Origin of the sequence: Dehalogenimonas sp. 4OHTPN, from assembly GCF_040448695.1 — a bacterium.
GTDB lineage: Bacteria > Chloroflexota > Dehalococcoidia > Dehalococcoidales > Dehalococcoidaceae > Dehalogenimonas.
Genome location: NZ_CP159307.1, coordinates 449,440 through 472,498 on the forward strand (window position 1 = coordinate 449,440; position 23,059 = coordinate 472,498).

At 56.5% G+C, this 23,059-nt stretch carries 36 protein-coding genes; 31 read left to right on the forward strand and 5 right to left on the reverse strand.

What is annotated here, in order from left to right; genetic code table 11:
- Positions 1–12: 12 nt before the first annotated feature.
- From ABV300_RS02400 to ABV300_RS02415, 4 genes are read right to left on the reverse strand one after another with little or no spacing between them, the layout of a single operon-like run.
- Positions 13–552, reverse strand: coding sequence for a DUF1697 domain-containing protein (locus tag ABV300_RS02400; RefSeq protein ID WP_353714954.1), 540 nt, complete (start codon positions 550–552; stop codon positions 13–15).
- Positions 549–2,162, reverse strand: a complete 1,614-nt coding sequence (locus ABV300_RS02405) for a recombinase family protein (RefSeq protein ID WP_353714955.1) — start codon at positions 2,160–2,162, stop codon at positions 549–551. Before ABV300_RS02405 ends, ABV300_RS02400 begins: the two co-directional genes overlap by 4 nt.
- Positions 2,163–2,180: 18 nt before the next feature.
- A complete protein-coding gene (locus tag ABV300_RS02410) occupies positions 2,181–3,098 on the reverse strand; it encodes a hypothetical protein (protein WP_353714956.1) in 918 nt (305 codons plus the stop codon).
- Between the two features lie 3 nt (positions 3,099–3,101).
- Positions 3,102–3,494, reverse strand: a complete 393-nt coding sequence (locus ABV300_RS02415; RefSeq protein WP_353714957.1) for a helix-turn-helix transcriptional regulator — start codon at positions 3,492–3,494, stop codon at positions 3,102–3,104.
- Positions 3,495–3,650: 156 nt separating this feature from the next.
- Here ABV300_RS02415 and ABV300_RS02420 point away from each other — a divergent pair, with 156 nt between their 5' ends.
- The 11 genes from ABV300_RS02420 to ABV300_RS02470 all read left to right on the forward strand — a co-directional run bounded on the left by ABV300_RS02420 (position 3,651) and on the right by ABV300_RS02470 (position 10,702).
- On the forward strand, positions 3,651–3,887 hold the full coding sequence (locus tag ABV300_RS02420) for a helix-turn-helix transcriptional regulator (protein ID WP_353714958.1): 237 nt from the start codon (positions 3,651–3,653) through the stop codon (positions 3,885–3,887).
- Positions 3,880–4,119 (forward strand): hypothetical protein, encoded by a 240-nt coding sequence (locus ABV300_RS02425; protein ID WP_353714959.1) that lies wholly within the window; start codon positions 3,880–3,882, stop codon positions 4,117–4,119. The genes ABV300_RS02420 and ABV300_RS02425 overlap by 8 nt, the downstream gene beginning before the upstream one ends.
- Before the next feature lie 107 nt (positions 4,120–4,226).
- Complete coding sequence (locus ABV300_RS02430; RefSeq protein ID WP_353714960.1) at positions 4,227–5,204, forward strand: hypothetical protein; 978 nt, start codon at positions 4,227–4,229, stop codon at positions 5,202–5,204.
- 21 nt (positions 5,205–5,225) lie between these two features.
- Positions 5,226–7,469 carry a DUF3854 domain-containing protein gene (locus tag ABV300_RS02435; RefSeq protein ID WP_353714961.1) on the forward strand — a complete coding sequence of 748 codons (2,244 nt, stop codon included), beginning with the start codon at positions 5,226–5,228 and terminating at the stop codon, positions 7,467–7,469.
- A gap of 45 nt (positions 7,470–7,514) precedes the next feature.
- Positions 7,515–7,760 (forward strand): hypothetical protein, encoded by a 246-nt coding sequence (locus ABV300_RS02440; RefSeq protein ID WP_353714962.1) that lies wholly within the window; start codon positions 7,515–7,517, stop codon positions 7,758–7,760.
- A complete protein-coding gene (locus tag ABV300_RS02445) occupies positions 7,757–7,978 on the forward strand; it encodes a hypothetical protein (RefSeq protein WP_353714963.1) in 222 nt (73 codons plus the stop codon). Before ABV300_RS02440 ends, ABV300_RS02445 begins: the two co-directional genes overlap by 4 nt.
- On the forward strand, positions 7,957–8,340 hold the full coding sequence (locus ABV300_RS02450; protein ID WP_353714964.1) for a J domain-containing protein: 384 nt from the start codon (positions 7,957–7,959) through the stop codon (positions 8,338–8,340). The genes ABV300_RS02445 and ABV300_RS02450 overlap by 22 nt, the downstream gene beginning before the upstream one ends.
- A 2-nt stretch (positions 8,341–8,342) precedes the next feature.
- Positions 8,343–9,257, forward strand: a complete 915-nt coding sequence (locus ABV300_RS02455) for an ATP-binding protein (RefSeq protein WP_353714965.1) — start codon at positions 8,343–8,345, stop codon at positions 9,255–9,257.
- Positions 9,258–9,451: 194 nt separating this feature from the next.
- The gene (locus ABV300_RS02460; RefSeq protein WP_353714966.1) at positions 9,452–10,237 is read left to right on the forward strand and encodes a C2H2-type zinc finger protein; all 786 of its coding nucleotides are present in this window, start codon (positions 9,452–9,454) and stop codon (positions 10,235–10,237) included.
- Entirely contained in the window at positions 10,237–10,482 is a 246-nt protein-coding gene (locus tag ABV300_RS02465) for a hypothetical protein (RefSeq protein WP_353714967.1), read from the forward strand. The genes ABV300_RS02460 and ABV300_RS02465 overlap by 1 nt, the downstream gene beginning before the upstream one ends.
- Entirely contained in the window at positions 10,472–10,702 is a 231-nt protein-coding gene (locus tag ABV300_RS02470; protein WP_353714968.1) for a hypothetical protein, read from the forward strand. The genes ABV300_RS02465 and ABV300_RS02470 overlap by 11 nt, the downstream gene beginning before the upstream one ends.
- A gap of 243 nt (positions 10,703–10,945) precedes the next feature.
- On the opposite strand, the gene ABV300_RS02475 is transcribed toward ABV300_RS02470, so the two are convergent.
- Positions 10,946–11,431 carry a hypothetical protein gene (locus tag ABV300_RS02475; RefSeq protein WP_353714969.1) on the reverse strand — a complete coding sequence of 162 codons (486 nt, stop codon included), beginning with the start codon at positions 11,429–11,431 and terminating at the stop codon, positions 10,946–10,948.
- 212 nt (positions 11,432–11,643) lie between these two features.
- Between ABV300_RS02475 and ABV300_RS02480 the strand changes: the two genes are divergently transcribed.
- From ABV300_RS02480 to ABV300_RS02575, 20 genes are all read left to right on the forward strand, one after another.
- Complete coding sequence (locus ABV300_RS02480) at positions 11,644–12,477, forward strand: hypothetical protein (protein ID WP_353714970.1); 834 nt, start codon at positions 11,644–11,646, stop codon at positions 12,475–12,477.
- A 469-nt stretch (positions 12,478–12,946) separates the two neighbouring features.
- Entirely contained in the window at positions 12,947–13,159 is a 213-nt protein-coding gene (locus ABV300_RS02485) for a hypothetical protein (RefSeq protein WP_058438714.1), read from the forward strand.
- Between the two features lie 144 nt (positions 13,160–13,303).
- On the forward strand, positions 13,304–13,507 hold the full coding sequence (locus tag ABV300_RS02490; RefSeq protein ID WP_353714971.1) for a cell division protein FtsH: 204 nt from the start codon (positions 13,304–13,306) through the stop codon (positions 13,505–13,507).
- Positions 13,508–13,543: 36 nt separating this feature from the next.
- Complete coding sequence (locus ABV300_RS02495) at positions 13,544–13,738, forward strand: cell division protein FtsH (protein ID WP_353714972.1); 195 nt, start codon at positions 13,544–13,546, stop codon at positions 13,736–13,738.
- Between the two features lie 31 nt (positions 13,739–13,769).
- Positions 13,770–14,357 carry a hypothetical protein gene (locus ABV300_RS02500; RefSeq protein WP_353714973.1) on the forward strand — a complete coding sequence of 196 codons (588 nt, stop codon included), beginning with the start codon at positions 13,770–13,772 and terminating at the stop codon, positions 14,355–14,357.
- Between the two features lie 17 nt (positions 14,358–14,374).
- Positions 14,375–14,875, forward strand: coding sequence for a hypothetical protein (locus tag ABV300_RS02505; protein WP_353714974.1), 501 nt, complete (start codon positions 14,375–14,377; stop codon positions 14,873–14,875).
- Positions 14,872–15,033, forward strand: a complete 162-nt coding sequence (locus ABV300_RS02510; RefSeq protein ID WP_353714975.1) for a cytosine permease — start codon at positions 14,872–14,874, stop codon at positions 15,031–15,033. The genes ABV300_RS02505 and ABV300_RS02510 overlap by 4 nt, the downstream gene beginning before the upstream one ends.
- Positions 15,034–15,050: 17 nt before the next feature.
- Positions 15,051–15,596 carry a hypothetical protein gene (locus ABV300_RS02515; protein ID WP_353714977.1) on the forward strand — a complete coding sequence of 182 codons (546 nt, stop codon included), beginning with the start codon at positions 15,051–15,053 and terminating at the stop codon, positions 15,594–15,596.
- Positions 15,596–16,063 (forward strand): hypothetical protein, encoded by a 468-nt coding sequence (locus ABV300_RS02520; protein ID WP_353714978.1) that lies wholly within the window; start codon positions 15,596–15,598, stop codon positions 16,061–16,063. Before ABV300_RS02515 ends, ABV300_RS02520 begins: the two co-directional genes overlap by 1 nt.
- Positions 16,064–16,567, forward strand: a complete 504-nt coding sequence (locus ABV300_RS02525) for a hypothetical protein (RefSeq protein ID WP_353714979.1) — start codon at positions 16,064–16,066, stop codon at positions 16,565–16,567.
- 7 nt (positions 16,568–16,574) lie between these two features.
- Positions 16,575–17,336 (forward strand): hypothetical protein, encoded by a 762-nt coding sequence (locus ABV300_RS02530; protein ID WP_353714980.1) that lies wholly within the window; start codon positions 16,575–16,577, stop codon positions 17,334–17,336.
- 9 nt (positions 17,337–17,345) lie between these two features.
- Positions 17,346–18,602: a S8 family serine peptidase gene (locus ABV300_RS02535; RefSeq protein WP_353714981.1), complete on the forward strand. Its 1,257-nt coding sequence runs from the start codon at positions 17,346–17,348 to the stop codon at positions 18,600–18,602.
- On the forward strand, positions 18,603–18,794 hold the full coding sequence (locus ABV300_RS02540) for a hypothetical protein (protein ID WP_058438681.1): 192 nt from the start codon (positions 18,603–18,605) through the stop codon (positions 18,792–18,794). It abuts the gene before it with no gap.
- A complete protein-coding gene (locus ABV300_RS02545; protein WP_353714982.1) occupies positions 18,794–19,108 on the forward strand; it encodes a hypothetical protein in 315 nt (104 codons plus the stop codon). The genes ABV300_RS02540 and ABV300_RS02545 overlap by 1 nt, the downstream gene beginning before the upstream one ends.
- Positions 19,109–19,495 carry a hypothetical protein gene (locus ABV300_RS02550; RefSeq protein ID WP_353714983.1) on the forward strand — a complete coding sequence of 129 codons (387 nt, stop codon included), beginning with the start codon at positions 19,109–19,111 and terminating at the stop codon, positions 19,493–19,495. It begins immediately after the preceding gene.
- 9 nt (positions 19,496–19,504) lie between these two features.
- Positions 19,505–20,107 (forward strand): hypothetical protein, encoded by a 603-nt coding sequence (locus ABV300_RS02555; protein ID WP_353714984.1) that lies wholly within the window; start codon positions 19,505–19,507, stop codon positions 20,105–20,107.
- A 9-nt stretch (positions 20,108–20,116) separates the two neighbouring features.
- A complete protein-coding gene (locus ABV300_RS02560; RefSeq protein WP_353714985.1) occupies positions 20,117–20,587 on the forward strand; it encodes a hypothetical protein in 471 nt (156 codons plus the stop codon).
- On the forward strand, positions 20,587–21,300 hold the full coding sequence (locus ABV300_RS02565) for a tyrosine-type recombinase/integrase (RefSeq protein WP_353714986.1): 714 nt from the start codon (positions 20,587–20,589) through the stop codon (positions 21,298–21,300). The genes ABV300_RS02560 and ABV300_RS02565 overlap by 1 nt, the downstream gene beginning before the upstream one ends.
- Entirely contained in the window at positions 21,278–21,586 is a 309-nt protein-coding gene (locus ABV300_RS02570) for a hypothetical protein (RefSeq protein WP_353714987.1), read from the forward strand. Before ABV300_RS02565 ends, ABV300_RS02570 begins: the two co-directional genes overlap by 23 nt.
- Positions 21,583–23,058: an ArdC-like ssDNA-binding domain-containing protein gene (locus tag ABV300_RS02575; protein ID WP_353714988.1), complete on the forward strand. Its 1,476-nt coding sequence runs from the start codon at positions 21,583–21,585 to the stop codon at positions 23,056–23,058. Before ABV300_RS02570 ends, ABV300_RS02575 begins: the two co-directional genes overlap by 4 nt.
- The last annotated feature ends 1 nt before the right edge of the window (position 23,059 follow it).

Below are 23,059 nucleotides of genomic sequence, written 5' to 3' on the forward strand. Positions count from 1 at the left end.
TGGTCTTATAACCTAATTAAGTAATTCCAGCAACTTCGTCGTGGTGTTCCAGTTCCGGATGGTCATGGATTTGTATGTCGGTGACGCCATGATGGCACTAAGCCGGCTTTTAGTTCGTTGAGAGCTCAGGCGCTGGGAGTAGATCACGCCATCACCCGGCCAGACTTTGTCGACTCCCTCTCGAGGATTGAACAGGGGCATAACCGAGGCCGAATCGATGCCCATTAAAAAGAGAACATCGCTGTGGTATTTTTCAGGCTGCTCACCGAAGCCTCCAGGTTTATTATCAACGATGGCCTGGAGTTGGGGTCGGGTCAGTACCAGGACTTTGACGAGGGCGTCATCGAGTTCGAATCGTTCGGGCAGCCCTTTTTCAAGCTGAACTTTTATTTCATCCGCAGACTTGTCGGATTCAAGAATCACATTACCGCTGGCAATGTAGGTAGAAACGTTAGAAAGCCCCATTTCTTTCAGGCTTGTTCTCAGGCCGGCCATAGGTACGATATTTTTACCGCCGACGTTGATGCCGCGGAGCAGGGCGACATACCTCATAGTGAAATCATACCACCAACCCCGGGTAAATGATGTTGGAAAAATGAAAATGGAGCTGAAGAGACGATATCGAGAACCGAGACCGTCTCCCTCTTCACGTTATCCGGTGGGAAGGGGATCGTGTACTCCACCGTTATTTTATCATCTTCGACCTTGATGTTTTCAACAAACGACCTGAGTATAGCCTTCCGTTCGATGATACCCCTGGTATCCAGAAACTCGCGCAATTGGGCCACGTAGGAGAGCACCTTTTGCGGGTCAAGGAGCTTTGCCCGCTGTAACGTATAATTCTCCTCCATGTCCAGCTTGGTCTGTTTCAATTCCTTGATTCGGTCCTGAAGTTCGGCAATGCGCTCTGCCATTCGGCCGGGATCGATCGCCCGTGTCTCAACGAACTCGTAGAGCCGGTCCAAGCGCTGCCGCCATTCCTCAATCTCCCGGTCGAGGGCTTCCATTTTCTCGGTGTGCTTCTGGCTGGCCTTTCCAAACTCGAGATTTGATTGCTTGATCAGTTCCAGAAGATTCTCGTCAGAAAGAACGAATTTTTTGACCTTGGAAACGATGAAGCTCTCCACTTTCTCTTTGGGCAAATGCTGGCTCTGGCAGGTTTCTTTGCCCTTGCTGTAGGTCGTGCCGCAGACGTAATAATGAAATTGGCCGGACTTGGCGCCGTATCCGATGTAGGCGGCGCCGCACTTCTGACATTTGATCATTCCACTCAGCAAGTAGGTGCTGCCCGTAACTCTGGGGTGGGTGACCTTCGGCGCCCTTGAGGCTAGAATCATCTGGACTTTTTCGAAGTGGGTTTTCTCGATAATCGCCGGCCACGCATCATCCTTGATGACAGGCGGCAGGTTGTTTTTGCCTTTGTGGAACTTGCCCCAGATGAGTCTGCCGACGTAGGCTTCGTTAGTGAGTATTTTGTGCAGACGCTGTTTGCCCCACTTGCCGCCGCAAGGAGCTGATAGTCCTTCGCTGTTGAGTGCTTTGGCGATTTCTTTGAGCCCTTTCCCGTTGGAGATGTCGCTGAATATCCTTTGCACGATTGGACCTTGCTCAGGATGGGGAACAAGGGTATTGCGCTCTTTATCGCCATCCCGGACCTTCATCCTGGAATACCCGTAGGGAGAACGGCTGCAGTTGTAGAAACCCCTCGACGCATTCTCGCGAAGACCTCGAGTAATATCCTGGGCAAGGTTTGAGGAATAGAATTCATCTATGACCTCGATGATACCTTCCATTAGCCGGCCTGTCGGGGTGTCCTCGATCGGTTCGTTAATCGACACTACCTGTACGCCCTGTTTCCTGAGCAAGGACTTGTAGATAATTGAGTCTTCACGGTTCCGGGCGAACCGCGAGAGTTTCCAGACGAGGATCATTTCGAAAGGATGTTGTTTGGCCCGGGCAAGGCTGATCATTTCGCGAAAAGCCGGGCGGGCGGTGCTGCGGCCGCTCTCGGCCTCATCGACGAATTCCTTTATGATCGGGTAACCATGCTTGGAGGCATATTCCCGAAGGGCTTTTAATTGTGCCGTTATGGACAGGTCAACGTCCTGGCGGTCCGAAGATACCCGGGCATACACCACCACTTTCTTAGTTTCGGTCAACATTGTCAGCGTCTCCTGAATTTAGAAACTCCCGAGATACCCTTCTATTTCAACAGGGCATATGCGGTCGAGCTGAGGCTCGAGTTTGTCCCGGTCGGTGCGAAGTATCGCCGTAAGCACCGCCTTCACCGGCTCATCCGAGATAACAAGCGGCCTTGCCAGAGCCAGCAGTTCGATGTCTTCATCATGGCCAAGCGCGATCCGTCCCAAGTGGGGCCTCCCGGTTTTCAATGCCAAGTCAACAATCGAATCGGCGGTGACGCTGCGGCCTTTTCTGGGAAAAAGGCCATTGGCCGAATAGACGTTGGCTTCGGGTTCCTCTTCGTTTGAACAACCCGTCCAGTATGAAACCGACCAGCCGCCGGGATCGTTCGCGGGCTCGTAGAGAGCCGTATAAAGAAATAGCCTCCCCTGGAGGACTTCGCCCATCCGAAGCAGCACCTGGGCGCAGCTCTTGGAGTAGAGGGAGGCCAGGTCGATGACATCAAGGCCGGTTTCATAAACCTTCTTCATGAAATCATCTTTGGGTAAAAGAACCGCAGTGGCGAAGGAATTCGCCGCCATGTGTCGGGCGCTTGTCCTGAGCGGCTCGTAGCTTGAGTCGGTTTCAGAGAAAAGCGTCTCCATCATCTCCCGGATCTCGTGAAGAATGGTGTTCTGAATACCTGAGACAGTGTCGTCTTTTCGGAAATAGATGTTCTTCCGGCTGCCGATGACCTCGTGGTAGCCCCGAAGATTGTGCGGCATCCGTTCGATTTCTTGCAGGTCGATGCCGCAGGCGAAGGCTACAGCTCTAAGCGTCCGCATGTTCAAGGGCAATTTTTTAAGATAGACGCTCCTGAATTCATCGGCCTTTTGCTCTTCGGAAAGAGCCCGCGGATTGCCGTACTTTCTGGCTAAGAGATAGCAGAAGCAGCGGAGATCGCTTGAGATTTTCATCCCTTACGCTCCGGGAAGCAGCTTCTTGCCGGTGGCCTTTTCGTACATCTCGACGATGAAACGCTTCACATCGGTAGTGAGCTCGCCAGACAGGCGGGTGCCCGACTTGTAACGAGGATCGTTCATGACATATCGAAAGGCCATCTCCACCTCCAATTCTTCACTGAGATCGCCTACCGCTTCTTCCAGATACCCGGCGGCCTTCATCAGATCGCGTATGGGCACGTCGTAGACGGGGGCGAGTTTCTTGAGTATCTCGGCGCTGGGCTTGTGTTTGTGCCCCTGCTCGATCTGGGCAAGGTAAGAGCCGGAGACGCCGGACCGGGCCTGGACATCCCGGAGCGATAGGTCCTTCTCTTTTCTGAGGCTTCTTAGGTACTGCCCGAATTCTGCCATAGTTCTACCCTCCTCCGGGAGTATAGCATACAGTGTACAGATTAGCAAACTATTTAGAACACAAATAGAAACAATATGGCGACAGTTCCCGCTTGACGACTTAATGACCGATGTTTATACTACACAGCATACAAAACGCTTGCTAGGGAGAATACAGTGGTCAAGGTGAGGCTCAAGCGACAGGAGTTCGACGTAGCCCTGGTCAAGCGAAACCTGTCTCAGCGCCGTCTTGCCATCAAACTCGGAATGTCTCGCGCGTATCTTTCCCAGATCGTCACCGGCAAGCGGCAGCCCTCAGCCTTCATGAGGGAGCGCCTTCTCGATTTTTTCAAGGGGTATTCTTTTGACGACCTGTTTGCTATCGAAGAAAACGGACAGCAAACAAATGATTGAATACACGCCACAAAACGGGCTCAAGATGCTCGCCAGGATGATCGCCGAAGCCTACATGGAAGAGTTGGCTGAGGAAGCGAGGCAGATAAGAATCGCAAAACAGAAGGAGGCTAATGATGCCAAACGAGGAGACCAGCAGGCGCATCAGGTTGGACAGGGCGAACAAGGACAGTCCAGGCCCAAAGAAAGAGCTTGGCGAGAGCTCGGAAACAGGGTTGGTGAGCGAGACTGACGAAGAAGTCATGGACAGGGGGCTGAGGATACTCGCCCGCATGATAGCACGCTTGTATCTATTGGATCTTGCGAGACTAAAGGATATTGAAATGGAGGAAGAAGGAAATGCCAATCAAAGGAGTCACCGGGGTAATCAGGCTGCCGAGGTTGGGCAAAATCAGGATGGGGCTGCAGAGGGAGTCGAGTGAAGGGTTCTCCTACCCAGTCCCGACCGACTACTTCGTCTGCCCGGACGAGGTGAAGAAAGTCTTCGGTACACGTCCCACCGAGCTTTCGGTCATGCTGCCGACCGAAGACCCTAACCAGTGGGCCGGCCAATACCTTAGATGTTACTCGGCTTACCGCGGCCTTATCTGCCGCGGCGACGGCGAGACGGCGGTGGCCAGGGTGAACACAAAGACGGGACAGATCGCCACCCATGAGGACCTTGAGACCGAGCTCAGGGAGATCGCCTGCGCCCCTAAGTCGTGCCACCATTACGAGACTGGACGTTGTAAGCGGGTGATGAACCTTCAGTTCCTTGTCCCCGACTGCCCCGGCATCGGCGTCTACCAGCTCGACACCGGCTCGTTTCATTCCATCGTCAACGTAAACTCAAGTCTCGACCTGATCAAGAGGGCTTGCGGGCGGCTGTCGATGATCCCGCTGTCGCTCAGGCTTATCGAGAAAGAGGTCGATGTCGAGGGCAAGAAGAAATCGGTCCGGGTTCTATCCTTGACCTCTCCTTCTACGCTCGCCGAGATCCAGAAGCTCGCTCAACTACCGCCGAGTGAGGTGCTGCTCCTGCCGCCGCCCGACAGCGCGGCGCCGGACGATCTTTTCCCAGAAGAAGTTCTTGGTAAAGGCTTTGTGAAGCTCGAAGAGGGCCTCACCGAAAAGGACCTGATCACACTCTGGGACAGGGCCAAGAGCAAGGTCTGGCAGCTCGACATCAGGGAGCACCAACTCAAGGCTTGGTTCGAGAAGAACTGCCATATAAGCGTCTACCTGGACGACTTCAACTGGCCGCTGCCGCCGGCGAAATTCAGCGCCGAAGCCCTGAACCGCTTCCTTAAGGCCGTCGACCGCGACGCCGCTTGCTAATCAACCATGGCCATGAAAGACATGAGCGGTGAAAAGGCCGCTAGCGGAGGCGTGTTCTCCGAGGCCGTGCCGGAGCTTCTGGAAAGTCACCTGAAGCATCTTTTGCAAGAAACCGGCCTCGACCTCGACATCATCCGGGAGCGGAAGTACCGGAGCATCGTGTGCAAAGCCGAGCTGGGAAGGTTCGGCTTTGCCTCGACGCAACAACGGGTGCCTGGCCTTTTAATTCCCTTATGGGGCGTCGATGGGCAGCCGGCCGGCTACCAGTTCCGGTCCGATAACCCTCGCACCAACACCCAGGGTAAGACGGTCAAGTACGAACTGCCGGCCGGTTCGGGAAACCGACTCGACTGCCCGCCGCGATGTCAGAAGTCCCTCGGCAACCCCAAGGTCCCCCTCTGGATCACCGAGGGCTCCAAGAAAGCCGACGCCCTGGCAACACACGGCGCTTGTGCTGTCTCGGTGACCGGAGTTTGGGGCTTCAAGGGCAAGAACGAATTCGGTGGCGTGACCTTCCTGGCCGACTGGGACCACATCGCAGTCAAAGACCGGAAGGTGTTTCTCGCCTTCGACTCGGACATCGTTATCAAAGAGCCGGTTAGGAAGGCGCTTTCGCACATCGCCGAACATCTTCGGCGCAAAGGGGCAAATCTCCAGATCGTCCAGCTACCGCAGCTAGACGGCCAGACGAAGACCGGCATCGATGATTATCTCTTGAAGCACTCCCTTTCTGACGCCGAGGCGCTGGTAGGCGAATTCCGGCTCGATGAAGAGGACAAGGAGCGGTATGTCGCCGGCTTTATCCTCCGCGACGGCACCATCGGCGAGATGGTCGTCGACGACGAAGACCGTTATTTCATGGTCGCTTCGAATGGCACGGTCAAGAAGTCTTATGTGTACGAAACGCCTAAGGCGACCTACCTGCCAACATCGGACCTCCTGGTCGGCCATGTAGTGCACTTCGCGCCGGGAGCATCGCCATACGATTCCCAAGCCAGGCTGTTCGCCGAGATCAGGCGCTTCATCCACTACTACCTCGAGCTGCCGGCGGACTTCGAAGAGATCGCCTCGCTCTACGTTCTCCTCTCCTGGGTCTATGAGTTCGCCCCCTCCATTCCCTACCTTCGGGTGATCGGCGACTGGGGAACCGGCAAGACACGCTTTCTCCAGGTGGTCGGCAGCATTTGTTTCCGGCCGATGTTCGCCTCCGGCGCCACCACGCCGTCGCCGATCTTCCGCATCCTCGAACAGTTCCGGGGGACGCTTGTCCTGGATGAGGCTGATTTCAAAGACTCGACCGCCTGGGCAGAGATGGTGAAGCTACTGAATAACGGCTACCGACCGGGCATGCCGGTGCTTCGGGCCGACAAGGAGAACGGTAAGTGGTTTCCCCGCGGCTACCAGGTGTTCGGGCCCAAGATTCTCTCTACAAGGTTTCCTTTTGGCGACGAAGCCCTGGAGAGCCGCTGCCTGACATCCGAGATGATGCCGCTCACCCGCGACGACATCCCCCGGGTGCTGCCGGCATATTTCGACAAAGAGGTCGGGACCCTGCGCTCAAAGCTCTTGACCTTTCGTCTTCAAAATCTTTGCCGTCTCAGGGGCAAGACCTTCGGCAACGAACTGCTCGAACCGAACCTGCAGCCGCGCCTCCAGGAGATACTAATTCCCATGAAGGCCATGCTTAACGGCGACCACACCATGGCGGAGGCCCTCGGCAGCTTCGTCCACCGGCTGCAGGAATCCCTTTATGCCCGGCGCCGGGAGAGCGACGCCGGACGGGTGCTTGCCGCCATGATCGAGCTTGTCGGAGAGGGCGGCGAGCTAACATCGAGGAGCATCGCCACGCGGGCTAACCGGCTCGACGAAGAGGCGTCCGAGCTGACGGCGGAGCGGGTGGGGCATCTGACCAAGAGGCTCGGGTTTGCCAAGGACCGGGTCGGCAAAGGCCGCCAGAGGCTGATCCGCTGGGAGCCTGAGCGGGCTCAAAGGATCGCCTCGATGTACGGCATGAAACAGGATATCCCCGTATCCCCTGAAAAACCGTCCGCTCCGTCCGAACCGTCCGCTTTAGATACAAATTCGGCGGACGGTTTTGAAGACGGTTTAGTAAACCGTCCGCCGGCTGAAGCTAAATCCCCTGATTTGGCGGACGGTTTGGCTGAACGCCCTACAAACCGTCCGCCAAGCTCCAAAGCTAAGCCCAATCGTGAGGCGGACAGTGCGGACGGTTCGGACGGTTTGGGCGGGGATAAGAGGGATTAATTTCGATACTGATGATAATCAAGAAGAGTCTTCGGTGAGGGTGAAATGAAGAAAAGGCGATCGCTTTACGACTGCAACCATGCCCGGGTGCTGGGGGCTCGCATTTATTGCCGCAGAGGCTACCCGCTGTCCTTCAAGGCGGGAACCGGCAGCCTGGATTTAAAACGCCTCGCCCGCGGCGAACCCCTGGTGCTCGACATCTGCCAGGCCTGCCCTGACTGCGACAATCTGACCCCAACCATTCCCCAGGAGGACCGTGGCTGGCTGAAACCGAAAGGAGGCAAGAAGTGATCGATTTTCTGGGAAGGCTTTATGAAAGCCTGTGGCGCCGGGTCGGCGGCAGGCCGTGGACTGAGATCATCCGCGACGACCAGAAGAAATCGCCGCTCGTCTTCATGCTCATCTTCCTCGGGCTGGGATTACTTCTCGCCAGAGTCGGCGGCAAATACTGGTGGCAGATCCTCTTCGGCTTCTTCCTGGGCATCTTATGCGGACATTTCTGGTGGTAATCATGGAAGAGCGTTTCAACCGGATCAAACGGATGCAGCGGGAACTGGCATACGAGCTTCAGTCCTTCATGGCTGACCTCTTTACCAATGCTGCGGACCCGGCCGTCATCATCGGTTTCGCCCAGAGGCTCGGCATGGACATTTCGGCGGCTGAAAGAGTTATGGCGTCCCCTCAGCCGGCTTTTGACCCCTACCGCATCCTCGGTTGCGACCGGTCCATGCCGCAAGAACAGGTGCGGCGGCGTTACCTGGACCTCCTCCGAAAGGTCCATCCCGACACCGCCGGCATCAAGGGTACCGAGTACCTGACCCAGCTTGTCACCGAGGCTTTCAAGAAAGTTTCCAAAGAAAGGGGGTGGTAGCGATGAAGGACGACAACGCCCTGGAGCTTCTTTCGGAGATCGCACGGTTTGAAGAATCGGTCGACATGGACAAGGACTACCGCATCGGCTGGGGCTGGCGGCAGGTCCGCATCTGGCCGGCGACGCTCTCCCGGCTTTTCAAGGACGGTTACCTCGAAAACGTCTTCCGCTCCAACTCCCATACCGGCTACCGGTTGAGCGAAGTGGGCAAAAGCCTTCTTTCAGCCGAAAACGCGCCGCCCCAGGCGCACCAGGAGCCAAAACTAGCCGGGGCCGATTCTCTTTTCGGGGACATCATCGGCCATGACGGCGTAAAAGAGCTTCTGAGGGCGTCGCTCCTGGCCGAAAAGCCGGTGCACGTCCTTCTGACCGGTCCGCCGGCGCTGGCCAAGACGCTCTTTCTGTGGGACATCGAAAGGGCTGGCGGCGAGAAAGCCATCTGGCTGGTGGGGTCGGCGACATCGAAGGCCGGGCTATGGGACCTGGTGGCCGAGCGGGAGCCGGGGATTCTTCTTATCGACGAGATCGACAAGATGAACGCCGCCGACACCGCGGCCCTTCTAACCATGATGGAGGGCGGGCGGCTCGTTCGGGCTAAAAGAGGCCGCGAGCTCAACCTGAGTAATCCCATTCGAGTGATCGCCGCATCGAACCGCTGCGAAAAACTGTCGCCGGAGCTGAGGTCGCGGTTCGCCATCCGGCAACTCTTTCCTTACGGCCGGGCGGAGTATCTCACTGTGGTGAAGGGCGTGCTGGTGCGATGCGAAGGCTTAAGCCCCGAGCTTGCCGGAGAGATCGCCTGCCGCCTGGACGGCCTCACCCAGAATGTCCGCGACGCCATCAGGGTGGCGCGCCTCGCCCCTCAACTCGGCGTAGAAAAGGCAATCGAGTTACTTTTAGAAGGAGGAACAAAATGAGTTCTGGACGACTCGCCGGACGATGGGGAGGGGGTGACCCCCGGGGGCGAAGAGTCCGGGACATGAGGGCAATTTCGGGTATCTACAGGCGGGTATTTACAGCGGGTATCTACACTGTAGTCACGGCCTGTACGTTCCACAGGATGTTTTATTAACCTTTTACCCGGCGCGGCACCGGTCACAGGAGGCAGGAAGTGTACACATGCAAGATCTGCAACAGAAAATTCAAATCGATTAAGGCCCTCGGCGGTCATACGTCGGGCGCCCACCCGGTGAATAAGGATGAACAGCCCATGAGCGAAGACCAGACCGCCGAACAGGTGGAAGTAAAGGTCGATGAAGAAAGCATCGCCGCCGAGATCCGGGAGTACCTGGGCCAGGGTTACAGCTTCGAGCAACTCACCAAAGACCTTCATTTCAAAGAAAGAACGGTTCGGCAGGAACTGGCCAAGATGATCCCGGCGGCCGACGCCCAATCAAGTGCCCTGCCGGCGACGTACAAACAGAGCGAGGTCATCTCCCCGGAGGCGGTCCTGCGTCGTTACATGGGCGACAGCTACGAAGAGGAGTGCGAACTCCGGGGCATGATGAAGCTCCGGTCGTCGATGCTGCTTGTGATGGAGCTCGCCCAGATCCAAAAGACGCAGGCCGAAGCCGAGGCCAAACGTTTCGAGCCGCTTCTTCGGATGCTGAACGCCTCTCGCGAAGAGCTCGATGCCGCCGCGGCCAGGGCCCGGGGCGCCAGTTCGGAAATGGCCAGGGAAGCAGCCCAAGAGGCGGTTGGCGGTGTTTTGGGCTACATCGAGGAGAAATTGCCCAAAGGACCGCCGCCGAAGACGGTCGATGAGGCTTACGCTAAAAGGATCGACAAGGTGATGGACATGGTGTGGGGCATGATGGAGCAGCAGATGTTCCCGGGCCGGGGCGGTGGCGGCGTGCCGGAAGGCTGGGAAACCGAACAACAGAAAGGAGGCACGTAATGTTTAATCCGGGAATGGCCGGCATCAACCGGCAGCAAATGGAGCAGGCCCAGGAGGTCGGGCGGCATATGGGCATGGAGATCACCAAGCGCCGGAAGGAAGGCCGGCTCGAGGTCAGGTTCTATCTTCTGGACCAAAGCGAGAAACTCGACCTAGGTGAGCCGGTGGACAAGCTCTGCGAGCAGTTGGCCTGGGGTTTTTCCACGATGTTCGGCATCAAGGGCAAGATCATCAATGTGGAATAACTACTTCACCTTGCTTGCTTTCGCTGCGCTCCTGAGGGCTGATTACGAGATGCGAAGACCACCGGTGGAGACGTCTCCTCCGGTGGCTTCTCAATCCCAAACTAAAGGCGTGCTGGCGGATAGACAGAAGGAGTGGGCGACAAAGGCCGTGAAGCGTTACGCCGAGTCCCAGGATAAAAAATGGCGGAAATGGAATCAGGCGATGTTCGAGGTAAAATAAGCCAATTAACGGGGTTGAATCCACTGTTCGTGTAGTTGTTGGCTCACCGCCAATGAAGTGCGAGTTAAAAAGAACGTGACGCTGTGAACACTCCGGCGCTCTTTGACGACCACACGAACCCTTCAGGCTCAAAGCAGTGACGCTAAACTCTGATTTTACTACCCTCTGTTTCACAGAAGTCAGATGGCCGGTTCTATCCTATTATTGGCCTTAGTATTAGAAGCGACAAATACTTGGTAACTCTCATGGTTTTATTACTCCCAAATTCCAGCAGGCTAACACAGCTACATAAATAATCACGAATATATATACAACCAAAGTAACTGCTTCTAAAAATCCGCCCGCTTTTGGGTCGTCTGTTGTGATAAGAACATTTTCGTTTTGAGGTATTACATTTCTCTGAAGCCGTTCAGCGATCTGCCTATAACGATTCTCTACTCTGACTCCATGGGACATGAAGTATATCCAAACCAAACACAAAGCAATCCCTGCGGCGATTAAAATATATATAAACCATGAATCGATATGAACTCTATCAGTGATAACTAATCCAATAACAGCAAGAATTATACTGTTGCCGGTAAGCATAGCTGCGAATCTATGATATATTTGTTCGCTCGCCAACTTCCACATTTCGATCGCTGTATTGAAAGCGATAGTCGCTTTCTGAAATTCCCTTGGTTCAGACGCACCTTCTTCTTGTTCAAATAAGTGAAAAACAATTCTCATGATCCTGCAACCCCCTTTCCTTTAGAATTTGTTAAAATGAGGCGACTTGCGCCAGGGAAACATTTTTCACGCGCGCCACAATCGACTTGCCCAATTATGGACAAAAGCCAACCCATAGGCAAATAGTGTTGCACAAGTCTGAGCTTAGTCAGTAAAATACCCGAAAATGAAATGACCCTAGGATTGCGTAACACTGACAGTGGGGCTGGTTTTTGACGCTCGAAGACTTTGACTATTACGAGGCTCCAGAGGGATACGAGGAAGCACCCCCTCCTCCGGACGGGTACTTCGTCGAGGCTCAGAAGAGAATTAGGAACTTATTCGATGGCGATAGATCCGGCGTATATTACTTGCGTCAACTCCAACTAATGTTTGAAAAGGATTATTTTCACTGGGTCACAAATAATGCTTTGGTCGGTCTCATAAAAATTGGTTACTTAAAGGAACAGAGAGTGTCAGGAGTATCAGGGAGAACGACGAGATATTTCATGCATCGTTCCCATAGGTACCCAATGAGGCAAATAAATAATATTGAATCGTTAATAAACGAATACTCTCAAGATCACATTACCAAAAGTTGCGGTAGAATTGCGGAAGATCTATTCCTCAAAGCGCTATCGTTGAATGGATTCTTGCCTATCGGAATGAAGGTCAAAGAATTTGATGGAAAGAAGTGGGAAGAAACCGGTCACGACCTCGACTTTGTATTTTCGAAAGATGGCATGAATTACGGATGCGAAATCAAAAACACACTAGGTTACATAGACAAGGACGAACTTGATGTTAAGATCAGAATGTGCGGATTCTTTGGGATAAAACCATTATTTATATTAAGGAATTCACCGAAATCGTATATTAATCAAGTACGTATCAAAGGAGGGTATACAATGATATACGAAACACAAATATATGACGTAAGCCAAACAGAATTGGTAGATAAAATAAAAAACCAGTTGGGGTTGCCTGTGGTGTGCTCTAAAGGGATCCCGAGCGGTATCATCAATAGATTTCAGACCTGGCATGATAGAACGAAGGCTGTGGTTTGAAATACGAATTCACACAGAGATGCCTTTTTTAGCTTTGGTTTGGTCAACCCCTATGAATACAATAATGCCTACCAGAGCCTGAGAATTATTTGGAAAGTCAAATGGCTATCCTTCATGTCCTTGCCTTCGGCCTTCTGGATTCAAACAAGTGTGACTTTGATTCTCGGTTGATAAGAGAAAGGCTCATTAAAAAATCGACTTGCGATATAGTATCCAAAGCTAAAATACCCTCACTCTATTGACAGTCCGAATACAGCCTGTATAATCTAAAAACGTAAGCCTCGTGAGCTTGCCGGAAAAACCCGGCTCACGAGGCTCGTTGTTTTTCACGGCAGCTCATAGGCTTCGATAAGGGGTCAGCACTCTGGATCGGCAAGGTTCAGGCTGACCCCTTTGCCTTTCCGGCCAGGGTGCACCCCAAATACTGTCCCGGCCGCGAACGGACCGAGACTAACAAGGAGGTGCCCGTATGGGTAAGTACGCCAGCTGGAACGACCTGGAAAAGAATGTCCCCGTCGCCTATCAGGAGAAAGCCACCCCCGAAGCCTTCCGCACCGGCATGAACGGCATCGCGCCGTCCGGCCTGAAGGTCAAAGAGGGCCGGGTAAGCCACTATCGCGACGGCGTCGACGGCAAGGGTCCGGTCATGGTTAGCGGCTACAAGCGCGCCATGTTCGAATAGCGCCACCTTCGCCTGGCGCCCTCCCCTGGAAGCTTGTTTTAGATCCCTTACCGCCGTCGCGGCGGCGGTGAGGGTGAAAGCCCGAGGGGAGGCGACGCCGGGCTAGCGCGTAAGAATCGATCGAGGGTTATAAGGAGAAAAACGATGTACAACGCACAGCAAGTGAGCGGGCCGTTCGCGCCAGGCCAGGCGGGTCCGATGCAGGTGGCCGGACCTTCGGCCTACTACCCGTCCCAGACCACCGATCCCTTCTCGGGGATGTTTTCCGCCATGATGCCCATGATCATGATGGTGATGATGATGGCTATCATCATGCCCATGATGAAGGGCGTCACGTCCAAGGACTGAACCAAAACGAAAGTGACTACAGGAGGTAGCTAAGAAATGTATCCCGCCCAGCAGTTCAACACCCAGCAGGTCCGGCCGCAGCAGTACCAGTACGGCACCGTCGGCGGCTACTATCCACTTCAGACCACCGACATGACCGGCATGTTCTCGGCGATGATGCCGATGATCATGATGGTGATGATGATGGCCATCCTGATGCCGATGATGAAGGGCATCACTTCAAAGTCCTAGGCGAGCCCGCAAGACAGGAGGAACGAAATTCATGACGAAAGAGAATATCCCGCAGCAGTACCCGGGCTACCCCGGGGCGCGGCCTCCCAAGGGCTGGGTGCCTCCCCTGGGGCAGTCCCTCGCCCTGCTCGGCGTCTACGACAACGAGTCCGGCGCCTGGATGGGTCTGCCGCTCCAGGTCCTCCGGGAAGCCCTGCTTAACGCCGAGGCCATCCACACCGAGGACAGGATCGACGAACGCGACAAGGTCGAGGTGACGGTACCCGACGCATCCGCCCAGGACACGGTCAAGACCGTCGAACTGGAAGTACCGGCCGGCGAGGTCTGGTTCCTGAACCGCCTAAACCTCGTCACCGAGGCCGAAGTATCCGGCAACATCCGCGTCTCGAAGTTCCCGAAGACGGACGCCATCGACAAGAAGTACCTGGCCACCGACCAGGCAGCCGGAAATGACGAAGCCTACGACCTGGCCGAAGCCGGCCAGTTAGGGGCTGATCTCCGGCTTGTCGGCGGCGACAAACTGACGGTGGTCGCCACGGTGACTGCCGCCGGCGGTACCACCGCCGCCCGCAAGGTGATCCTCAGTCCATTCGGCCGCAAGGCCAGGCGGCTAGTCTAAGCGTAGGGAGGCTTCCCATGCCCTATGCGATGGTGCCGCCGGGCTACCGGGCGATACCTCTGGGAATTGCCGGCAGCATTGAAGGATTGGGCGCCTTCGCCTCGCTCGAAGAGAGATCAGACGAAGGCGCTCTTTTCTTAGCCCGGCTCGATTTCGAGGCATTCCCCTCGGCCGAGACTTTGGCGCAGATCGAGCAGGCTTTTACCGATGCCGGCGTCGAGCACTGGCCCGGCTACAGCTTTATCGTCCATGCCGATCCCGATAAACCTGCCGTCTATCTGGCCTGGCAGAAGGGTATGGCCTGGCTGCCGGTTATCGCCGGCATTATCGGCTTCATCGCCCTGCCGCCGCTAGTTGGTACGGTCATCTGGTGGCTCATCCCGGAGGACGTGAAAAACCTCATTTCAAGCCTCATCAACATGGGCATGATGCTTCTGGTCATGTTCATCTTGATGCAGGTGATGAAGCCGCTTACGGCGCCCGCTAAGACCAAGAAACTACCCGAGGCTAAATCGTGACCAGCTATCCCACAGAGTACAACAACTATCAACCGATGTTCTGGCAGGCGGCGTTTTCGGCCGTCATAGGTGTCGCCATGATGATCGCCCTGGGCGCCTGGGCTCTGTCCACGGTGAGAAAAGCCCTGAAGGGCGAGGACGTGGAGTTTCCGCTGTGAGCCAGGCGTCATCGGTTATGGGCGGAATGCTAGGCGACGTCTTCTGGGATTTGCCGCCATGGCTTTATTACAGCCCGGGCTACGACCTCGGCCTTTCCGTCTATGTGGCCAATCCCACGGACGTCGACAAAGAGTATGCCCTCTTAGCCAGGCTGTCGCGGGACACGACTCAGATCAGCGAAGAGGCCCTGCCGGTCTTCGGTTATACCTGGTTCACGGTCGAACCGGGGGATGTCGCCAGGCTTAAAGGCGCTTTACGTTTTTCCGAGACCAACGCGGTTCTTACGCTGCTTCTACACGAGAAAGATTCCGGCGAGGTCATCGATTCGGTGGCCACCGTGCTGGTAGCGACTAGCAGTTCGCCCCTTCCGCCTGCTTGGCCGGGAGCGCCGGTGAACACCGGCTCTTCGGGCTTCGACTTGAGCCAAATGATGGGCATGATATTGCCCGTTTTGATTCTGGGTATGGTGGCATCGGCGATGAAGCACAAAAAGGATGAAACCAAACGGCTAGAACCGGGAAAAGAGCCGGTGAAACAGCTGCCGCCAGGGAGGGGAAGCTGATGCCGGGCGAGTTCTACATCGAGGGCAGCAAAACAAAGGTCTCTCTGAAGGCTATCGAGGCGGCCATCGTCAGCCTCGAGGCGAGGCTGGAGGCGGTGAGAAACCAGACCGACAAGCTGTCCGGTGAGGTGCCTTACATAGGTTTCGCCGTTGCCGACTGGCAAGCCTCTGAAAGCAACCTGATCGTCGTGGGTGGGCCTGGCGCGAAATACAAGCTGCACGACCTTTCGCTCGGCATCCAGAACCTCACCGGGACCCAGGTAACAGTCCGGCTGTACAAGAAGATAAACGGCGCCGAGCGAAGAGTGTACGAGCAGTCTTTCGATGCCGCCGCCGACGGGCCGGGCCTGCCGGTGGTGAACGGAAGTTGGGCGATCCACGACACACTCAGGGTAACGGTCCAGAGCAACGACCCGGCCGACAACGGCAAGGCGGTCGATTACGACTTTCTGCTGGAGGCGATGTAGGTGAGCCTTTTCGTAAGAGCAAAATCGGGAGTATCCAAGCTCTCGGAAATCGAGATCGATGCCGACAAAGACTGGGGCGGCAAGCTCATCCGCAACCTGGGCGGGATCGACTCGCTTATGCAGCCGGGCGACATCATCTACCGCGGCCAGGCCGTCTTCGAACGGCTGCCCATCCAGTACGGCACCGGCTACAACGTCCTCAAGGCGCTTAACCAGGGCGGAGGGCGGCCGGGCTGGCTGGATATCCAGGAACTCATCGCCTACATGACCGGCGCGGTCAACCGGGTTGCCGATCCGCCGCTACTCGTCATCCCGAGACCGTCCATGGTCATTGTGGCCGCCGAAGATCATTCAGGCGGTGCCTTTACAGCCGGGAAGGCGCTTTCTGTTGCGGCGCCGGTTATCACGGTATCGAGCGAAGCCAATGTCGATTTGGCTCAAAGCAGATCTATGACGCTAACAATCCCGGCGCCGGGCATCGGTGTGACAGCACAACTTGTTTAGGAGAGAAATGGAAATGACCGAACGATTCTACATTGAAGACCCAAAGCTGGAAACCAAGTATCGCCGTTTCGAAAAGCTGGGCACCGAACTAAAGTTGCCCGTTTTCAAGACCTTCCTTGAAATGGAGGTCCTGGACCGTGATGGCAAAACCATCCATGCTCACAAGCAGCGGAGTCACTCTTGGAACCGCAACGCCTACAACTTCCTGTTTTCCCAGATGGCTGCCTACGGCCTAACTGGAACCAATTTATTCGAAGCCGGCGCCATATCCCTCAAGTGGACGAACGGCAACATCTACCCCAATAGCTCCGGCTGGGCTCTTAACCAGGTCGCCGGTTTGGATGAAGGCGTTAACGTAAACGACCGCTCAACCAATACCGGGTTTCTGGCCACGGCCGGCGCAACGGACAAAGGCATCATCGTCGGCACCAATAACTTTCCCGAATCGTTCGACGGATACGTATTGGGAGCTCCGATCGGCAATGGCTCGGGAGCGGGCCAGATGGACTATGCCCAATCGGACCTCCACTCGATTACGTATGACGCTCCCACCAAAACCTTCACCGACACTTTAATCCGTTATATCAACAACAACTCCGGCGCGGACATCGGAGTGAACGAGGTCGCCCTGTACGGCAAGGTCAAGTTCACTTCGGCCGGGACAGGCACCATCATGTTTTCCCGCGACCTCCTGGCATCAACCGTCACCGTGCCCAACACCGGCCAGCTCAAAGTGACCTACACCATCCAGCTGGCCTATCCGGCATAAGGAGATGAAATGCGCTACGCCATCATTCCAAAAGGTAAAAGCCTGACCGATATCGAGGTCGAAGCAAAAAAGATCGGCGCCCGGAACCTGAAAAAGGCGGAGGTCATCGGCCAGGTCTTCTGTGAACTGGACCAAGCCCAGGCCGGGAAATTGGCCGCGGTCCCGGGTCTGGTGCTTAAGCCCCTCAAGGAGTACGGCACCAGTCAGATGACCGCCCAGGCACCGTCGGCCGAGAGCATCTCGGATGTCTTCTATTTTCTGCGGAGCTATTTCGCTCCGCCGATCACCGGCACCGGCCTGACTGTGGCGGTGATCGATAGCGGCGTCCGTAAGACCCACCGGTCGCTTCAGGGCAAGGTGGTCTATGAGGCCAACTTCACCGAGTCGCCGACCGCTGCCGATGTCTTCGGCCATGGCACCCAGGTGGCCTTCACCATCGCCGGTGGAATGCACGCACTGGGTGAAAACGCCGGTGTCTCACCCGGCGCCGTCATCATGAACATCAAGGTCATCGGTGACGAGGGCATCGCCTCGGACGAAGCCATTGTTCTGGGCATCGACCGGGTGTGCGACCTGGCCGAGCAGGCAAGAACCTCCGGGCTTTTACCGACCGACGACCTCTATCCCAATGTGATAAACCTCTCCCTCGGCGGTGAGGATGACGGAGATCCCGACAACCCGGTCCGGGTTGCCTGCCGCATGGCAAGCGTCGAATACGGACTCGATGTCGTCGCCGCGGCCGGCAACACCGGCCCCAAGATGACAACAGTGATGCTTCCTGCCTGTGAACCGGAGGTCATCGCCGTAGGGGCGGTGGAAACGTTCGGCGAGCTTCTTGTCTGGGAGAGGTCCTCGCGCGGCCCGACCGTCCAGGGCGAGACCAAGCCGGATTTCGTCATCTGGGGCACCAACCTCGAGATGGCCTCCGATAAAAACGACGAGGACTTCCTGGTGAAGTCGGGAACGAGCTTTGCCGCGCCGATGCTTGCAGGCCTCACCGGTCTTCTCTGGGAAAGCGGCCGCAGGGCTTATGGCGAGGGTTGGCAGTACCGCTGGACGGCGGCCAGGGAGGTCGCGCCTTACTTTTCGACCAAGCCCCAAGATGCGCCACTGGGCAAGGACAATGCCTACGGCTTCGGACTGCCGGCCATGGGCGCCATGCTCGGCCAGGTGATGAGTAACGCTTCACCCAATGCCCAGACAACGGAAATGGTTCAAATGATGACGGCCGTGATGATGATGGCCGGCGTAATGGGAGCGATATAGATGAACAAAGGAATGATTGCAGCCATCGTCATTGAGCTTGTGGGCATCGGCGCCACTGGCGTCGGCATCGGCATCGAGCTGGCAAGTTCTGTCGATTTCGGCCTGGTGGTCACCACCAGCGGCAGCTGCCTCATCGCCATGGGCGGCGTTATCTGGGGCAAGTTCATCTGCATTAACCGAAAGAAGGACTGATGGCCATGGAGAGACTGTTTATCGCATTGGCAGCCCTCTTCGGAGGTATTGTCGCCGCGGCCCTCGGCTGGCTTGAAAGCAAAGAGGCCTTCGACCTGCGGAAGTTCGGCGGCTCTATCGTCCGGTCACTGATCGCCGGGGTGGTGTTGGCTCTTGGCTCAAGCCTTGCCGGTCCGGTCGACATAGCCGCACTCTTTTATGCCTTCCTGGGCGGCGCCGGGGTCGACGTCATCGGCAACAGGCTCTCCGGCAACTTCGGCAACGGCAGTTTCCCTGTGACGCAAAAACCTCCGGAAGATGTTGAGGAGATCTAGATGGCGCAGTACGCAGATATCATCTCCATCGATGCGCCGCCCGAGGCCTCTTCAGGCAGCCGGGTGGATCTTACCATTCGGGTGAAGAATACCTATTCAGCGCCGATCGCCATCAAAGTGGCGGCGACGCTGGAATACGGCTCTCCGCCTTACCCGGGCGCCGTTATCCCGGTGGACTGGGCCAACGTCGATGCAGGGGTTACCTGGCCGTTTTCCGGCTATTTTTACATGCCCGGACAGAAGGTAACTGTTCGCGCTAAAAGCTTCTGGTACGGCGCCGACGGAGTGTGGTATGCCGACGACGAGATGACAAAGACGGCGAGTCTCGCTTCGGTCGAATCCCCAAATATCTCGGACTTTCGCATCGCCGATTTTGCCAAAACATAGGAGGAACACATGGCTCTCAAGAAACTGGAACTCGAACTGAAGCCCTTTACCGCTCAGGGAGAAGGCGCAGTTGCCCTTGCCGAAGACCCGACATTGCCCGGCTGGTATGTCGATCCGGCGACCGGCCAACGCGTCTTTTTCGATCCGGTGGCCGGCAAGTTCTTCACCGCCGCGGGCGGCGTCTACATCCCCCTCGGCTACATGAATCCGGCGCCGAAGCAGGTGGCCGTCGCCCCCGGCGACCGGCTGATGGTGTCCATTTCATTCAAGTACACCGGACCGGCAATCTCCGGCGTCACCGGCTACTACTGCATCGGCACGAACGGGATGTTCGGCTTCGACGAAAAGCTGGTGCAGTTGACGACGTTTTCCATCCCGCAGGTGACCACGCCGCCGTCATATCCCAACGTCACCAACTCCTATATCTTCACCATCCCGTCGAACGTCGACACCAACTGGGACGACATCTACGTGAAAATCTTCGGCGGCACGCCCTCCATCGGCGGCCAGGCGACCACGAATTACCTGTTCGGATATGAGAACGCCCTCCTTGTCGCCGGCATCCAGCCGACGATCTCGGAGTTCAAGATCTCGGACTTCGCCAAGGTGTAGGAGATAGTCGTGGTACTCGATATCGCCTTTGCGCCGATGGCTCTAGCGCCTACCACCTTCAATGCCGGGGACTCCGTCCGGGTGACGGTGTCCTTCAAGTACGTTGTCGGCGTAACGAAGACGGTGAAGCTCTTGGCCGGTCCTTATTCGACCAATCTCTTCGGCAAGCACTTGGTGAACGCCTGTGTCGGCCAGGCCGACCTCTCCCTTCCGGCCAGCTCGACGCCGGCCGAAGGGACCGGCTCGGTCGACTTCCTGCTGGTACCCAAGTCAAGCGGCGGCATCGACGACGGCACCTTCGGCCTTCGCGTTTGGATCGAAGACACGAGCGCCGTAGCCGAACAGGACGCCGTCATCATTGTGGCCGGCAATGCTTCGGGCGGCGACATGCTCTCCGGGATGATGCCGATGCTCATGATGCTTCTTATGATGGGCATGATCTTGCCCATGACGCAAAATCTGGGTGAGGAGTCGGGCTAGTGGGCAAGGCTTACCTGGAACCAGGCGACGTGGCCAGGCTCGAAGACGCGGCGCAGTACCTCCGGGACCGCCTGCTCATCCGGCTCCTGTTTCACCTCGGCTGCCGGGTATCCGAAGCCCTCGCCCTTCGGCTCAAGGACATCGACATTAGACGCGGCACGGTGACCATCGAGCACCTGAAGTCTCGGGTTCATCTATCTTGCCCGGGCTGCGGCTCGCGCCTGGGTAAAGGCCACAGGTTTTGTCCGGGCTGCGGGCAAGGGGTCGAGAAGGCGGTCGCCCAGGAGAAAGAGCATCACCGTTACCGGACGATCCCGGTGGATGAAACGACCTTATCAATGCTCGGGGAGTACATCGGCCGCGGCGGCGCTGTAGAGAGGAACGGCGAAAAGCATCTGTTTGATCTCCGGCGCAACCGCGCCTGGCAGATCGTGAAAGAGTGCGCCGAGCGCGCCCGTCTTCCCCGACTGGTTAACGCCGAAAGTGGGAAGACCCACAACGTCTCTCCCCACCGGCTACGGGACGCCTTCGCCGTTAATGCGGTCAAGGCGGACGACTCCGGCGACGGGCTTCGGCTGCTGCAGGAGCACCTCGGCCACCGAAGCATCGTCACCACGATGAAGTACCGCAAGGTCTCGGGTGAAGAGCAGAAGGAATGGTATCGGAAACTCTGGCAAGGAGGAGAAGCAAATGGGCAGATATGCCAATCATGAAGAGTTCGGGGTGAACGCTCCCGTAAACTACCGCGAGGACACGACAAGCGAGGTCTATCTCGAAGGCATGTCGGCGATCGCGCCGCCTGGTATGAGGCCGAGAAAAAGCCGCGGTGAGAAGTTCGAGGAGAAGACTGACTTCAAGGCCTCAGCCCGTTGGCACCGTAATTTCGATCAGGCCATGTTCGGCGGATCGGATATCGGAGATACAGACTTCGAAAGCCGGCAGATGGGGCTTGAGAGCAAGCGAAACGGTATCAAGCGGATCCCCGGGAGGCGCGGGTGAGCGGTCAGGTAAAGATAACCATCAAGGACAGGGAGTGGATCGCCGCCGTGGCGGCCACCCCCTGGGAATTGACCCAGGGACTGGGCGGGCTACCCGGGCTAGCGGTTGGGACCGGAATGCTCTTTGACCTGGGGACTTCCCGGGCTATCGAGGTGACGACGGCGCCGATGCTTTTCCCGCTGGACATCGCCTTTCTCTCCGGGGACTTCACCATAAAAGAGATCTATCGTGACGTCTCGCCTGGCTACCTGGTTAGTTCGACTTCGCCAGTCCGTTACTTTATTGAGTTGAATGCCGGCGAGCTGGCGGGAAACGAGGTTGGCGACGAGGCCTCGGTAAGCTGGCTTCCGCTCCAGGAATCACCGCCGGCAACTCCGGATTGGCCAAGCACGGTTGCTTTGCTTGGCGGGTCTCTGGCGGCCGGGGTATTTCTGATCGGCTTGTCCCGCCATTTCACCGATTCAGTTATCGGCTCATCCGGTTCCGTCCTGCAATCTGCGGCCGGGAGCCTGCCGACCAAGTGCGAGATCGTCACCCCTCGAAGCTACGACCTGATGAGCTGGGTCGGTGCTCCGGTGCCGGATTACAGCTTTTCCATTGAACCCGAGGCCAAAGAACGCCGCATTGATGAGGTCTTGAAAAAGCTCAAGGATGGCGTCGATACCATCCAGTCCAGTAGTCATTTCCGGAACTTCCTGCTCACCATGTCGAAATTCCACGACTATTCTATCGGCAATCTCATTCTCATTGCGTCCCAGAATCCGAGCGCCACCCGGGTGGCCGGATTCAACACCTGGAAGGACCTCGGCCGGTGGGTCAAGAAGGGCGAGAAGGGCATTGCCATCTTGGCGCCGTGCCTGCCACCAAAGTCATCTTTGAAAGCCGAACCGGTTGATGAACTCGAGTGTAAGAAAGACGACGAGGAAGAGGAGAAACAGGAATTTATGCGGCCGATCTACTTCAAGGTCGTCTATGTCTTCGATCTCAGTCAGACCGAGGGCAAACCGCTGCCCGAATTCGAGGTGCCTGTGCTTACCGGCGAAGCCAACGAGGGGCTTTTCGATGGCATCGTTCATCTTGTAATTGGTGAGGGCGTAACCGTTGGTTTCAACACACGACCGTACGAGGATCCGGCCATAAAGGGTTTCTTCTCCGGCAAGGAAATCTGGGTCAGGCCCGAGGAATCGCGAGCCCAGCAGCTGAAGACGCTGATCCACGAGGTAGCCCACTACTATTCGGAGGGAGTCTTCCACATCCCGAGGCGCGACGCCGAAACTATCGCTGAGAGCGTCGCCTTTGCCGTCGGTGCTCACTTCGGCTTCGATACCGGAACCAGATCTTTCCCCTACGTCGCCATCTGGGCACAGGATAAGAAGGTCCTTGAGCGAAATCTGGCCTCGATCCGCCAGGTGACCACCAGAATCATCGAAGGCCTCGAATCCCTTGCGAAAAAGCCGGCAGGGGTGGCTTAGA